14 protein-coding genes are annotated in these 13418 nt (G+C 68.8%); 3 read left to right on the forward strand and 11 right to left on the reverse strand.

Translation table 11 applies throughout. The annotated features are described in order from the left end of the window. The 5 genes from EUA94_RS03645 to EUA94_RS03665 form a co-directional block, all read right to left on the reverse strand. Window positions 1–219 carry a hypothetical protein gene (locus EUA94_RS03645; protein ID WP_165356785.1) on the reverse strand — a complete coding sequence of 73 codons (219 nt, stop codon included), beginning with the start codon at window positions 217–219 and terminating at the stop codon, window positions 1–3. 37 nt (window positions 220–256) lie between these two features. Continuing rightward, on the reverse strand, window positions 257–1948 hold the full coding sequence (locus EUA94_RS03650; protein ID WP_242494660.1) for a Mur ligase family protein: 1692 nt from the start codon (window positions 1946–1948) through the stop codon (window positions 257–259). A gap of 193 nt (window positions 1949–2141) precedes the next feature. Continuing rightward, window positions 2142–2912, reverse strand: coding sequence for an enoyl-ACP reductase FabI (gene fabI / locus EUA94_RS03655; RefSeq protein WP_129424812.1), 771 nt, complete (start codon window positions 2910–2912; stop codon window positions 2142–2144). 54 nt (window positions 2913–2966) lie between these two features. Next, entirely contained in the window at window positions 2967–3683 is a 717-nt protein-coding gene (gene fabG / locus EUA94_RS03660) for a 3-oxoacyl-[acyl-carrier-protein] reductase (protein WP_422879882.1), read from the reverse strand. Window positions 3684–3762: 79 nt separating this feature from the next. Then, the gene (locus EUA94_RS03665; RefSeq protein WP_129424816.1) at window positions 3763–3975 is read right to left on the reverse strand and encodes a dodecin; all 213 of its coding nucleotides are present in this window, start codon (window positions 3973–3975) and stop codon (window positions 3763–3765) included. Between the two features lie 98 nt (window positions 3976–4073). Here EUA94_RS03665 and EUA94_RS03670 point away from each other — a divergent pair, with 98 nt between their 5' ends. Together EUA94_RS03670 and EUA94_RS03675 are read left to right on the forward strand one after the other, a co-directional pair. After that, entirely contained in the window at window positions 4074–4364 is a 291-nt protein-coding gene (locus EUA94_RS03670; protein WP_129424818.1) for a DUF3099 domain-containing protein, read from the forward strand. A 209-nt stretch (window positions 4365–4573) separates the two neighbouring features. Further along, window positions 4574–4777: a hypothetical protein gene (locus EUA94_RS03675; protein ID WP_129425160.1), complete on the forward strand. Its 204-nt coding sequence runs from the start codon at window positions 4574–4576 to the stop codon at window positions 4775–4777. Window positions 4778–5249: 472 nt separating this feature from the next. Here the strand turns inward: EUA94_RS03675 and EUA94_RS03680 are convergent, their stop codons facing one another. The 4 genes from EUA94_RS03680 to moaA all read right to left on the reverse strand — a co-directional run bounded on the left by EUA94_RS03680 (window position 5250) and on the right by moaA (window position 9723). Continuing rightward, window positions 5250–5801 (reverse strand): hypothetical protein, encoded by a 552-nt coding sequence (locus EUA94_RS03680; RefSeq protein ID WP_129424820.1) that lies wholly within the window; start codon window positions 5799–5801, stop codon window positions 5250–5252. Window positions 5802–5816: 15 nt separating this feature from the next. Beyond that, window positions 5817–7325 (reverse strand): hypothetical protein, encoded by a 1509-nt coding sequence (locus EUA94_RS03685; protein WP_129424822.1) that lies wholly within the window; start codon window positions 7323–7325, stop codon window positions 5817–5819. Between the two features lie 249 nt (window positions 7326–7574). Beyond that, on the reverse strand, window positions 7575–8708 hold the full coding sequence (locus EUA94_RS03690) for a CDP-glycerol glycerophosphotransferase family protein (RefSeq protein WP_129424824.1): 1134 nt from the start codon (window positions 8706–8708) through the stop codon (window positions 7575–7577). A gap of 25 nt (window positions 8709–8733) precedes the next feature. Beyond that, on the reverse strand, window positions 8734–9723 hold the full coding sequence (gene moaA / locus EUA94_RS03695) for a GTP 3',8-cyclase MoaA (protein WP_129424826.1): 990 nt from the start codon (window positions 9721–9723) through the stop codon (window positions 8734–8736). 60 nt (window positions 9724–9783) lie between these two features. Between moaA and EUA94_RS03700 the strand changes: the two genes are divergently transcribed. Continuing rightward, a complete protein-coding gene (locus EUA94_RS03700; protein ID WP_129424828.1) occupies window positions 9784–10665 on the forward strand; it encodes an SURF1 family cytochrome oxidase biogenesis protein in 882 nt (293 codons plus the stop codon). Here the strand turns inward: EUA94_RS03700 and EUA94_RS03705 are convergent. After that, on the reverse strand, window positions 10609–11379 hold the full coding sequence (locus tag EUA94_RS03705) for an SDR family oxidoreductase (RefSeq protein ID WP_129424830.1): 771 nt from the start codon (window positions 11377–11379) through the stop codon (window positions 10609–10611). The genes EUA94_RS03700 and EUA94_RS03705 overlap by 57 nt on opposite strands. A 20-nt stretch (window positions 11380–11399) precedes the next feature. Then, a complete protein-coding gene (locus EUA94_RS03710) occupies window positions 11400–13280 on the reverse strand; it encodes an ABC transporter ATP-binding protein (RefSeq protein WP_129424832.1) in 1881 nt (626 codons plus the stop codon). Window positions 13281–13418 lie beyond the last annotated feature (138 nt).

Below are 13418 nucleotides of genomic sequence, written 5' to 3' on the forward strand. Positions count from 1 at the left end.
TCAGCCGGCGTCGCCCGTGGTCGTGGCCTCCCGGAAGAGGTGGAGGATCGGCACCATGTCCTCGACGGCCATGCCGTCCACCCGGACCGTGAGTTGCCCCAGGGTCCCGCTGCCCACCCAACCGCACACGATGGCGCCCTCCAGCTCGGGCGGCACGTCGTCCACGCAGGCAGCGCCGCCGCCCTGCGGTCCCGGATCGACCACGTCTGCCGACTTCACTCCTGCCGCGCCGCTGACGTAGTCGGCGGGCGGGCGCTCACGTGCTCGCGGCGCGCACCTTCTGGGAGAGCGTCTCGGGCGAGTCGGGCGTGCCGCCGTGGGCGGCGATCCAGTCGTACGCCTCCTGCCGCTCGGCGTGGCACATCAGCCCGACGACGTCGCCGGCCTCGGCGCGGTCCACGAGCGCGGCCAGGCACTCGACCTCGGTGGTGTAGGTGTCGATGTCGGTGACGCCGACGCGCTCCGCCCCGGCCCGCAGCAGCTGGTCGATCTCGTCCATGGTGCGACCGCGGAGGTACCACTCCTTGTGGCCGATCGCGACCACGTCGCTGCCCTTGGCGCCGATCTCGCCCAGGGCGTCGATCAGTTCGTCGGTGCGGTCGCCCACGGCACCGAGGCCGAGCATGATGCGCGCACCGGGACGGCGTACGCCCGACATGATCTCGAGCAGCGCCTCGAGGCCGGCCTCGTTGTGGGCGAGGTCCATCACGACCGAGATGTCGCCGGGCAGCGAGAAGAAGTTCATCCGGCCCGGGTTGTGCTCGGCGTCGGGGCGGAACGACGTCAGGCCGGCGACGACGTCGGCACGCGGCAGCCCGATCGCGAGCGAGGCGGACGCGGCGGCGAGGGCGTTCTCGATGTTGAAGCGCGACAGCCCGGCCAGCGTCATCGGCACGTCGGCCAGCTCGACCAGCGGGTCGGGGTCGGCGCCGGGTGCGAGCACCGTGATCCACCCGTCGATGACCGTGGTCGCGCGGCCGCCGCCGTGGCTCAGCACCTCGCGTACGGCCGGCGAGTCGGGGTCGCGGCTGAAGATCCACGGCTGGGCCTGGATCACCGACTGCATGGCGAGCACGCGCGGGTCGTCGCCGTTGAGCACCGCCCAGCCGTCCTTGCGGGTGATCCGCGGGACGACCGACTTCACCTCGGCGAGCTGGTCGACGGTGTCGATGCCCTGCAGGCCGAGGTGGTCGGCGGTCACGTTGGTCACGACCGAGACGTCGTTGCGGGTGATGCCGATGCCCTTGAGCAGGATGCCGCCGCGGGCGGTCTCGGTCACGGCGAACTCGACGCCCTCCAGGCCGAGCGCCCGACCGGCGCCGGACGGGCCGGAGTAGTCGCCGGCCTCGACCAGCACGCCGTCGCGGTAGATGCCGTCGGTGTTCGACCACCCCACGACGAGCCCGCTGGTGCGGGCGATGTGGGCGATCATCCGGCTGGTGGTGGTCTTGCCGTTGGTGCCGGTGACGGCGACGACGGGGATCTTCGGGGTGATGGTCGTCGGACGGGCGCCCCTCTCGGCCGCGCGGACCTCCTCGGCAGCCGTGCTCACGGCCGACTCGACGTCGGGCGTCGGCAGCGCGTCGAGCGCGTGCGCGACGGCCTCCCCCAGCGCCTGGGCGCGCCCCCGGTTGCGCCACGGGAAGGCCACGACGACGACGTCGGGGTCGGAGGTCAGTCGGACGCGTACGGCGAGGCGGCGGGTGCCGGCCTCGTTGGCGATCGCGCGCACCAGCCGCTCGACCGCGCGCAGGGCGAACCGCTGGCGGAACCCGGACCCGGCCGCGCCGGGACGCGTCGTACGCAGCCCAATGCGTCGCGCGAACCGCAGCACCGTCTCGTCGCTCGCCTCGGTGATCGTCGAGACGTCGAGCGTCAGCTTCACCGCGGCTCGCGGGAAGTAGAGGTTGGGGCCTTCGAGGATGCGCAGCTCGACGAGTGAGGTCACGCGTGGAAACTATCGAACCGCTTCGTCGGGGCTGAGCCTGGTCTACCGATCGACGCCGTCGCGAGCGTCATCAGGCGGGTGTGATGGCAAGGCGGAGGGCCGAAGGCGGGCCGCCAGGCCCGTCGAGTGCTCGACAACGCAGCCAGCGCGCCCGCATGGTGGCGCGCAGCAGGCGAGAGATCGGTGGACCAGGCTAGAGCCCCATGGCGTGGAAGCCACCGTCGACGTGCACGATCTCGCCGGTCGTCGCCGGGAAGAAGTCGCTCAGCAGCGCGCACACGGCCTGCGCAGTGGGCGTGTGGTCGGTCTCGTCCCAGCCCAGCGGGGCGCGGTCCTTCCACGCCGACTCGAGGTCCCCGAAGCCCGGGATCGCCTTAGCGGCCAGGGTCTTGAGCGGCCCGGCCGAGACCAGGTTGCAGCGGATGCCCTCGGGACCGAGGTCACGAGCGACGTACCTACTGGTGTTTTCCAGGGCCGCCTTCGCGACGCCCATCCAGTCGTACGCCGGCCACGCGGTGGTCGCGTCGAAGGTAAGCCCGACGATGGAGCCGCCGCGCTGCATCAGCGGACGGGTCGCCACGGCGAGCGACTTGAGGGAGAAGGCCGAGACATGCACGGCCTGGGCGACGTCCTCCCACGGTCCGGTCATGAACTTGCCGCCGAGCAGCGTCTCCGGGTTGCCGTACGCGATGGAGTGGACGACGCCGTCGAGGCCGTCGACGTGCTCACGGACCTGGTCGGCGAGGCCGGCGAGGTGGTCGTCGTCGGTGACGTCGAGCTCGAGCACCGGCGCCTCCTGCGGCAGCCGCTTGGCGATCCGCTTGGTGATGTTGAGGGCGCGGCCGAAGTTGGAGATCAGCACCGTGGCGCCCTGCTCCTGCGCGACGCGTGCGGTGGCGAAGCCGATGGAGCTGTCCATCGTGACGCCGGCGACGAGGATGCGCTTGCCGTCGAGGATTCCCATGTGTGTGTGCCTTCTCTCTGGGTCAGGGGCGAAGCGGACGAAGCAGGGGTGGCGTCAGTGGCCCATGCCGAGGCCGCCGTCGACCGGGATGACGGCCCCGGTGACGTACGCGGCGCCGTCAGAGGCCAGCCAGGTGACGGCCGAGGCGACCTCGGCCGGCGAGGCGTAGCGACCGAGCGGCACCTGCGTCTTGATGAGGGCCTTCTGGTCGTCGGTCAGCACGTCGGTCATGTCGGTCTCGACGAAGCCGGGGGCAACCACGTTGGTGGTGATTGAGCGGCTGCCGAGCTCGCGCGCCAGCGAGCGCGCCATCCCGACGAGCCCGGCCTTGGACGCGGCGTAGTTGACCTGGCCGGCGGAGCCGAGCAGGCCCACGACCGACGAGATGAAGATGATCCGGCCGCGGCGCAGCCGGAGCATGCCCTTGGCGGCGCGCTTGGCGAGGCGGAAGGTCCCGGTGAGGTTGGTGTCGATGACCGAGGACCAGTCGCCCTCGCTCATCCGGAGGATCAGCGTGTCCTTAGTGATCCCGGCGTTGGCAACGAGCACCTCGACCGGACCGTGCGCCTCCTCGACCTGCTTGAACGCCGCCTCGACGGCGTCCGGGTCGGTGATGTCGCACCGCACGTCGAGGGCGCCCTCGGGGGCACCGCCGTTGCGCGTGGTGACGGCGACCTTGTCGCCCTGGGCGATGAACGCCTCGGCGATCGCGCGGCCGATGCCGCGGTTGCCGCCGGTGACCAGGACGGAACGGGGCTCAGTGCTGGGAATCTCGCTCACGCTCCACGACGCTAGTGATTACCGAGGGGTACGACGAACTCGGCCGGGCCTCGACGTGGGCTGGGCTCGCTTACTCGTCCTCGAGCCGGAAGCCGACCTTCATGCCGACCTGGAAGTGCTCGACCACGCCGTCCTTGGCCTGGCCGCGCATCTGGGTGACCTCGAACCAGTCGATGTGGCGCAGCGTCTGACCGGCACGCTCGATGCCGTTGCGGATCGCCTGGTCGATGCCGTCGGGCGACGTGCCGACGATCTCGGTGACGCGGTAGGTGCGGTTGGACATGGCGTACTCCTCCTGCTGGGACGACCCGCTGGTGGCGGCTGCTCAAGGGCCGTCGCCGGCCCGTGTCTCGGCGAGCCTAGCGACGTACAGTGGAGGTCATGGCCAAGGCTGAGGCAGTACGCATCACCACTGCTCGCAGCAGTGCCGCCGACGACATGCGATCGCGCCAGGTGCGCTACGCCGTCTCGATGAGCATCCGCATGGTGTGCTTCTTCGCGGCCGTAATCGTCGGACCGGGTGTCTTCCGATGGATCCTGGTCGCGGCCGCCGTCTTCCTGCCGTTCTTCGCGGTGGTGATTGCCAACGCCGGAGACCAGCGCGACGACGGATTCCGTCTGCCGGACAGCCCCGGCGCCCATGAACTGACGGCCGGCGAGCCACAGGATTGACGAAAATTTGCCGAAAGCCCGTCCTCCTAAAGTTTGGTTTTCACCAACCGCCGTGGAATGATCTGGCTCGCGAGCGCAGCATCCCCCGTCTGTGCTCGCTTCTGAGGTGCCGGACAGCTTCCCCCCGTGGCTGTCCGGCACCTCTACTTATTTGCTCTGTGCCCGACCCTCGAATCCTGCCTCCGGGAGGCCCCGTGACGGACACCTCGATGGGCCCGGAGCGAGCCGTCTGCTCGGCGAAGGGCTGCCAGGCGGACGCCGCGTGGGACCTGCAGTGGAACAACCCCAAGATCCACACCCCCGACCGCCGCAAGTCCTGGCTCGCGTGCGACGAGCACCGCACCTCGCTCTCTGACTTCCTCGGGGCGCGGGGGTTCCTCAAGGACGTCGTGGGGTACTCCCCCGGGGCTTAGGTCGCTCGCCCGCTTCTACACGACGAACAGGTACGCCAGCACGACGTACGTGGCGATCGGTGCGGCTATCGCCAGCACTCCCAGCACCAGCCCCGGGCGACACGTGCCGCGGTTGGAGGCCGTGCCGGTCCGGACCTGGGACGGGGCCGATGGAGCTGCAGGCGGTGGCTGTGACGCCGGGCATGGGGTGATGGAGCGGGCAGTGTGCGCTTCGCCGTTGACAAGAAGTTCCGCCTTGGCATAGCACTACGGGTGGCGACGTCTGGAACCTCGTTAACTACATCGAGCCGACCCTGGATGCTCCGGAGGGCTTGTTGGTCTACTCCTTCGTCAGGGGCATCCTCAGCCCGCCGATGGTCCGGTGGACGAAAGTCGAGGCTCAAGCTGGGCCGCCGCGGGTCGACAATCAATCATGTACTTCGCCGCTGACATGCTGCCTCGTCAGTGTCAATAGACCTTCCGCATCGCATCCTTACTTTTCCTGTCCATTCGATTCAGGTCGGCCCCGTTGCGCTAGAAATATCAGTCCGTAGAGCGCCGGTGCGAGCAATGTCAGGGCGACGCATACCCACTCCAGAGCAAGGCTGGTACCACTGAGGTCAGGTCCGAGGATGATCGCCGCTACCCCTGCGCCGAATAGCAGTACCGGAAGCGTGCCGTCCAAGAGGACGGCACCCGCGCTCCTCGACAGCCACGACCGCTTGCCATGCTGCTCTTCCCACGAGTGCGCGTAGTCGCTTAGGGCCATCACCTCTGGCCAGACCGTTGTGCGCAAGTAGCTGCCGATTCGGTCGATTTGGAAGGACTCGCTCAACTGAAGAATGCACAGCACCAGGCCAAGCGGCGGCACTACCGTAAGCAGCCGTGCGTCGCCATCGCCGCCCAAGGCGAAGGAAAAGAGACCTGCGTAAGCGGCCAACGCAATACTGACGATGTTCTTCTGAGTTTGGCGCAGGTTAAGGATCTCGGCTCGGAGTGCGTCAAACTCGGCCAGTGCCGCACTGAACCGTCGCTCCATGGACACGTGGGTCCCCCTGGACTACATCTCGCCGCTTGGCAGGGTCTCTTGATCGACTATTCGGATGTGGATCAGCTGTTGCGTCGCGCTACTTACAATCAACTCTGCCTGCAACTGCCGGACTTCCAGTTCCGCGCGGTCGACGTCGGCTCGCAACGCACTAAGTGGATCGGGAACCCCTGGCGTCTTCAGGTCATCGATCTTCTTTTGCATCTCGAGCATGTCAAGTTCGGACTTTTTGCGGGCCAGCGCGGCGGCTCCGTCCGACGGCGGTAGAAGGGCCTTTGCCGTCTCCATCCCGCTTTTGAGTTCGGCTGGGATGGACGCAAGGGCCGCAGCGCGCTCGCCGCTGGCGTCCGTCCGCTCGACCTTGACGTTCTTCAAGAACCCTTCGTCATCGAACGCAACCGTAGTCTTGGAGTCGCCGTCAGGCTTCTCGCCACCGAAAATCCCCTGTCGACTTGGCCGCAGTGGAACTGTCGACTCAGTTCCGCGAACAAGGACGGCCTTCTGCACGCGACTCATCTGCGTCAACTTGAATGTCCCTTTAAGCTCCCCCGGTTCGGCCGCCCATGTGGTGAGCAGGGCCAGCCGGGACCGGCGATAAACGAGGTGCTCCTTGTTGAAGTCATCAGGAATCCCTATCGTCTCGTCGTTTGCATCTTTCGCGGGATCCGTGTCGAGGAAGTCGCAACTCACGATGACCCGAAGTTGGTCGAGCACCTTCCACCATCCGGGCTGATTCTGACCTGGAGCCACCGCCACGACGCTCAACAGGCCCGCTTCTGTGGGCAGTTGGCTGAGGCGCAACCGCCGATAGACCGTGGCGAGTGTGTGCGCGGTGGCGGGCCCGTTCAGCCATCGCAGGTATTTGGTCTCCGTCTCAGCCAACCTCGAGCGGACGATCCCGAGTGAACGCTCAAGCGCACGAAGCGCATCGGCTGACGGCACCGGCTCATGCACAACAGCTAGAGCTCGATCGGCGATCGCACGCTGCAGCAGCGCTTCGCCCCATCGAAGATCGGCGAGCAGCCGCGCATCGGTTGGGTGGCCTTTGACATAGTCAGCGTGCACTCCCAACTCTTCTGGCGTCGGCGAATGCCCGATCGCTGGCGCAGTGCGTGTGATCCCGAGTCGACCGCTGACCGCCAACGCCGCGAGCGCCGCTGCGGGCGCTGCAGCCGGGGCGACTAGCCCTAAGGCAACTGGTCCCAGGGTGTATGCCGCGAACGCGCCAATGCGGATTAGGGATTGGAGCTTGTCAGCGGTCTGGTCGTCGACTGCGGAATCTGCGGTCACCAGGCGACCGTCTGCATGCAATGTAACGTCAGCCGTCGTCTTCGCGCCGTCAGGCTTTGGAATTGTCAATGACCATGTTCGTGCCGGATCGGCAGTCACCTCGATTGCCACGGAAGCTGACCTGGAAATGACCGGCTCAAGCGAGATCAGTTTGTTGGTTACGGCCGTGACCGTCCCTGCGATCGTGACTTGAGTGAGAGGTAGCCGGTAGACAAGCTCCGTGTCGCCCATTGAGTCTCCAAGCTTCTTAGGGCTTCGAACGGTGGCACCGTAATGACGTCTTGACAACCGTACGAATGGAACGGCTTGAACATGTCTAGACCGTGAGCGCAATTTCAGAACTTGTCGCTAAGCCTGCCCGCTTGCCGCAAATGATGGCTCGTCGGCAGAGTTGCACCAAATTCCATGAGCTAACAGCCGAGCAAGGCACCCGCAGTCCTCATGCGAAACCGAGACTCCCTGCCGCCAGGCAGCCCGGCCTCAGGCCGTAATAGCGCTCGAGTCGCCGGCGAGCAGCTGATCCCGCAGCGCGGCCAACTCGGAGACCGCAGCCAGGAAGCGGACCGTGCTGTCGCCGACGTGGAGGTCGTCGAAGTAGTGGTGGCGCATGGCCAGCCGGTCGAGGTGATGCGTGTCGTGGTCGAGGCGGGAGCCGAGGAGCTCCGACAGCGACTCCAGGCTGGGCTCGTCGATGACGTCCGCGCAGCGGCTGATCGGGGCCAGCTGACGGAGCCAGTCGGGCTCGCCATGGGGATCGGTGATGAAGATCGGCTTGTCCGTGTGGAGGTAGAGCCAGTCGAGGCCCACCGAGGACACGTCGGTGATGAACGCGTCGCTGCCGGGCATCACCGCGAGGATGTCGCCGGTCAGGACCTGCGTGTGGCCGGCGTCTGGTTCGAGACGCGCGGCCTCGTCGATCATCCGGAGGATGGCGCGGTGCGCGTCGGCGACGGCAGGGGTGAGGCTGGTCGTGACCTTGGGGTGGGGCTTGTAGACCAGTCGTACGTCGGGCACCTCGAGGATCGCCTGGACGATCGACTCCCCCAGCGTGTCGACCGAGGTGTAGTCGTTGAAGTCGGCGTCGCCCTCCCACGTGGGGGCGTACATCACGGTTCGCCGCGGACTCGGCGCCAGGAGCGGCGTACGCGGCAGGTCGAGCTGCGGGCGGCCGATCCGCACCAGCCGTGTGGCGTCGAAGTCGATCAGGCCGGAGAGGTAGCGCTGGACCGCGGCGTCTCCCGCGACAAACACCCGGTCGTAGGCCTTGGCGTTGTTGCTCGCCATCGACTGCTTGTCGCTCTCGCCGTGGTTGATGTGGACGTGGAGCATGCGGGTGTCGACGAGGGACTCGAAGTTGAGCGCCTGGTTGTTGCAGTAGAGGACGACCTTCGCGTGGAGCTCGGCGTAGAGCTCGCTGAGGTCGGAGAACGTGGCAGCGGTGAACAACGGGAGGTCCGTACGCGCCGCGATCAGCGCCGCGGACTCGGGGTCGCGCACCACCAGGCCGACCGACTGGACGTCGTCCAGCACCTCGAGGACCTCCAGCCACTGGGTCAGCTGGTAGGTCAGGGAGGGGTCGCCTGCGAAGTAGGCGATCACGGACACGTCGTTCACGAACAGATTGTAGTCCGCGTGCACCTCAGCCGCCGATTGCGGACATCGGGCGATCAGGCTGGAGGAACGTCACGTCGTCGATGCCGTGGCCGGCACGCTTACCGAGCATCGCGACGACCCACCGATCGGCGATCTCCACGTCGGTCGCACCGGTCCGCAGCGCCGTACGCAGGTCGGACTCCTCGCGCGCGAAAAGGCAGTTGCGGATCTGGCCGTCGGCGGTGAGGCGTACGCGGTCGCAGTCGCCGCAGAACGGGCGGGTGACCGAGGCGATGATGCCCACGGTCGACGGTCCGCCGTCGACGTCGAACAGCTCGGCGGGCGCACTCCCCCGCGGCTCGCCGTGGGGCGTCAAGGTGAACTCGGCGGTCAGCTGCTCGAAGATCTCGTCGGCCGTCACCATCGCGGCGCGGCTCCAGTCGTGCTGGGCGTCGAGCGGCATCTGCTCGATGAAGCGCAGCTCGTAGCCGTGGTCGACCGCCCAGTGCAGCAGCTCGGCCGCCTGGTCGGCGTTGGTGCCGCGCAGCAGCACCGCGTTCAGCTTGATCGGGCCGAGCCCGGCAGCCTTCGCCGCCTCGAGTCCCTCGACGACGTCCTTGAGCCGGTCGCGCCGGGTGATCGTGTGGAAGGTCTCCGGGCGGACCGTGTCGATGCTGGCGTTGATCCGATCGAGGCCGGCGTCCTTGAGGGCCTGCGCGGTGCGGGTCAGGCCCAGGGCGTTCGTGGTCAGCGACGTCTCGACGCCGAGCGCGTGCGTACGGGCGACGATGTCGACCAGCCCACGGCGCAGGAGCGGCTCTCCCCCGGTGAAACGCACCTCGGCGACCCCGAGGTGCTGCACACCGATGGTGATCAGCCGGACGACCTCGTCGTCGGTCAGCGTCTGGTCGGTCGGCAGCCAGTCGAGGCCCTCGGCCGGCATGCAGTAGTTGCACCGCAGGTTGCACCGGTCGGTCAGCGAGACGCGCAGGTCCGTCGCCACGCGGCCGAAGCGGTCTGCCAGAGGTGTCGTCACACACCCCAGCCTATCGGGGCGGCCCTCAGCGGCTCAGGTCGCGCCGGATAACCTCGGGTGGTGCACCAGCTGCGGTTCCTCGTCTCGCGACGCTGGATCGCCTTCTTGCTCGTCGTCGTGTTCCTCGCGTGGGTCGCCTGGCGGCTCGGCGAGTGGCAGTTCCACCGCCTCGACGACCGCCGCGAGCGCAACGCGATCATCGAGCGCAACGAGAAGGCCGGACCGCAGCCGATCGCCGAGGTGCTGGCACCCGGTGAGCCCGTCACCGCGCAGTCCGAGTGGCGGATCGTCGAGGCGACCGGCACGTACGCCGTCGACGACACCGTGATCGTGCGCTACCGCACCCGTGACGGCGAGGCCGGCGTGGACGTCGTGGTGCCGCTGGAGCTGGCCGACGGCACGAGCGTGCTGGTGGACCGCGGGTGGTACGCCACCGACAACCGCGGTGCCACCACGGAGGACGTACCCGCTCCGCCCGACGGTGAGGTCACCGTGACGGGATGGGTGCGCCGCGACGCCGAGGGCGACAGCACCGAGGTCAGCAGCCAGTCGACCCGCGCCGTGAACAGCGTCGAGATCGGGGACGCGCTCGGTCGCGAGGTGCTCAGCGGCTGGGTCGACCTGCGCACCGAGTCCCCCGAGCCGGCCGAGGCGCTGCTGCCGGTCGAGCTGCCCGAGCTCAACAACGGGCCGCACTTCTTCTACGGCCTGCAGTGGTGGTTCTTCGGGGCGCTGGCGGTCTTCGGGTTCGTCTTCCTCGTGTACGACGAACTGCGCGGCGGTCGCGGTCCGGTGAAGCCCGCTGCGTCGAGACCGGCCAAGCCCCCGGCCCCGCGACGGAAGACCTGGCGCGAACGACTGGACTCCGCGAGCGAGGACGATGATTCAGAGGGCCCGCAGCAGCCCGCCGTCGACGGGAAGCATCACGCCCGTCAGGAATGAGGCGGAGGGCGACAGCAGGAACGCCGCCACGGTGCCGAACTCCGCCGGCTCGCCGTAGCGCCCCAGCGGGATGGTCGCCTCCGCTGCCCGGCGGGCGGCCTCGGCGTCACCGGTCGAGGCGTCGAGCTCCGCGACCCGGTCCGTGGCGATGCGACCCGGCAGCAGGCAGTTGATGCGTACGCCGCGCGGGCCGAGCTCGTCGGCGAGCGTCTTCGCCACCATCGCGAGGCCGGGGCGCAACCCGTTGGAGATCGCCATCCCCGGCAGCGGCACCCGCACGCTCGAGGACAGGACCAGGCCGAGCGACCCGCCCGACGGGAGCGCGGCGCCGACCTCGCGAGCGAGGCGTACGGCTCCGAGGAACACGGACTCGAAGGCGGCGCTCCACTGCTCGTCGGTGATGGCGCCCACCGGCCCCTTGGGCGGTCCGCCGACGCTGATGAGGGCACCGTCGACACGGCCCCACGCATCCTCGGCGGCCGCGAGCAGGCGGGCCGGTGTCTCCCGATCGGCGTTGTCGGCGACCACGCCGACGGCCGCGTCACGGCAGGCGGACTCGTTCAGCGTCGCGACCGCCTCGTCGAGCGACTCCTGCGAGCGGCCCGAGATCACCACGCGCGCACCCTCGGCGACCAGCGCATCGGCACTGGCCCTGCCGAGGCCGCGGGCTCCTCCGGTGACGAGGAAGACGCGGTCGGTCAGCTGGAGGTCCATCCCCACAAACTAGCCAAGGCCTAGAGAGCGGGAGCGGTCGTCTCCTCGCGGAACTGGGTCGCGTGGAGGGTGGCGTAGAGCCCGCCCGCGGCGAGGAGCTCGGCGTGCGTGCCCTGCTGGACCACGCGGCCGTCGTCGAGCACCAGGATCAGGTCGGCGTTGCGGACGGTGGAGAGCCGGTGGGCGATCACGAGCGACGTACGCCCCTCGAGGGCCGCGTCGAGCGCTTGCTGGACCGCGGCCTCGGACTCGCTGTCGAGGTGGGCGGTCGCCTCGTCGAGGACGACGATCGCGGGCGCCTTGAGCAGCAGCCGGGCGATCGCGAGGCGCTGCCGCTCGCCGCCGCTGAGCCGGTAGCCCCGGTCGCCGACGACCGTGTCGAGGCCGTCGGGCAGCGACCGGACGAGCGAGGCGATCTGCGCGGCCTCCAGGGCGGCCCAGACATCCGCCTCGGCCGCGCCGGGGCGGGCGTAGAGCAGGTTGGCCCGGATCGTGTCGTGGAACATGTGCGCGTCCTGGGTGACGTAGCCGACGACGTCCTCCAGCGACTGGAGGGTCACGTCGCGTACGTCGTGGCCGCCGACCCGTACGGCCCCCGACTCGACGTCGTAGAGCCGGGCGACGAGGTGGGTGACGGTCGTCTTGCCGGCGCCGGACGGACCGACCAGCGCGACCATCCGGCCGGGCTCGGCGACGAACGAGACGTCGTGGAGGACCTGACCGCTGTCGCGCGACTCGGTGCGCGCCACGGTCTCGAGGGAGGCCAGCGAGATCTGGTCGGCGCGGGGGTAGGTAAAGGCGACGTGGTCGAACTCGAGCCGCGACGCACTGGCCGGCAGCGCGACCGCGCCGGGCTTCTCCTGGATCAGCGACGGCAGGTCGAGCACCTCGAAGACCCGGTCGAAGCTGACGAAGGCCGTCATCACGTCGATGCGCACGTTGGAGAGCCCCTGCAGCGGGCCGAGCAGCCGGGTCAGCAGCACGCCGAGGGCGACGATGGTGCCGACGGACAGGTCGCCGCGGATGGCCAGCCAGCCGCCGATGCCGTAGACCATCGCGGTCGCGAGCGACGGCACGAGCGTCATCGCCGCGAAGAAGATCCGCGTCAGCAGCGAGATCCGGATGCCGAGGTCGCGCACGACCGCGGCCTTCTGGGCGTACGACACGTCCTCCGCCTCGCGGCGACCGAAGAGCTTCAGCAGCATCGCGCCGCCGACGTTGAAGCGCTCCGTCATCGCGTTGCCGAGGTCGGCGTTGCCGTCCATCTGCGCGCGGGACAGGTCGGCGAGCCTCGTGCCGACCAGCCGCGAGGCGAGCAGGAGGATCGGGAACAGCGCCAGGCACAGCACCGTCACCGGCCAGCTGAGGAACAGCATCGTCACGCCGACGACGATCGCCGCGATGATGTTGGAGACGGTGCCCTGCAGCGTCGAGGTGAACGCCCGCTGGGCGCCGATGACGTCGTTGTTGAGCCGGCTCACCAGCGCGCCGGTCTGGGTGCGGGTGAAGAACGCGAGCGACTGGCGTTGCACGTGGGCGAAGACCTGGGTGCGGAGGTCGTAGATCAGGCCCTCACCGATGCGGCTCGACAGCCACCCGGTGATCAGGCCGAAGCCGGCGTCGACGACTGCCACGACCGCCACCAGGGCGGCGAGCCAGACGACCAGCGACGTGTCGCCGGAGCTGACGCCGTCGTCGATGATCGCCTTGAGCAGCAGCGGCGGGACCACCACGAGCGCGGCGTCGACGACGGTCACTCCCAGGAACGCGCCGATCAGCCTGCGGTGCGGACCGGCGAAGGCCAGCACGCGGCGTACGGTCTTGCGCTCGAGCTTGGACTCGGTGGCGCTGCGGTCGCTGCGCAGGTGTCGCCAGGGCGGCCCGCCCATTCCCATCGACATTCCTGCTCCTCTGTTGTTCTCTCCATCGAACCACCCGGATCCGACAGTTGTTCCTTCCGCTGGTGCGTCACGCGCCGGGGGACGAAACTGGTGTGGCCGGCGAGTGGAAGTCCGCGCCGCCTCGGGACTGTGTCAGGT

Source organism: Nocardioides zhouii (assembly GCF_004137345.1).
In the GTDB taxonomy this organism is placed as follows: Bacteria; Actinomycetota; Actinomycetes; order Propionibacteriales; family Nocardioidaceae; genus Nocardioides; species Nocardioides zhouii.

Bases quoted from the DNA above. Each gene is read 5' to 3' on its own strand.
- fabI (WP_129424812.1), bottom strand. From the start codon at position 2,912: ATGGGAATCCTCGACGGCAAGCGCATCCTCGTCGCCGGCGTCACGATG.
- EUA94_RS03665 (WP_129424816.1), bottom strand. From the start codon at position 3,975: ATGTCCAACCGCACCTACCGCGTCACCGAGATCGTCGGCACGTCGCCC.
- EUA94_RS03670 (WP_129424818.1), top strand. From the start codon at position 4,074: ATGGCCAAGGCTGAGGCAGTACGCATCACCACTGCTCGCAGCAGTGCC.
- EUA94_RS03675 (WP_129425160.1), top strand. From the start codon at position 4,574: ATGGGCCCGGAGCGAGCCGTCTGCTCGGCGAAGGGCTGCCAGGCGGAC.
- EUA94_RS03685 (WP_129424822.1), bottom strand. From the start codon at position 7,325: ATGGGCGACACGGAGCTTGTCTACCGGCTACCTCTCACTCAAGTCACG.
- EUA94_RS03705 (WP_129424830.1), bottom strand. From the start codon at position 11,379: ATGGACCTCCAGCTGACCGACCGCGTCTTCCTCGTCACCGGAGGAGCC.
- EUA94_RS03710 (WP_129424832.1), bottom strand. From the start codon at position 13,280: ATGTCGATGGGAATGGGCGGGCCGCCCTGGCGACACCTGCGCAGCGAC.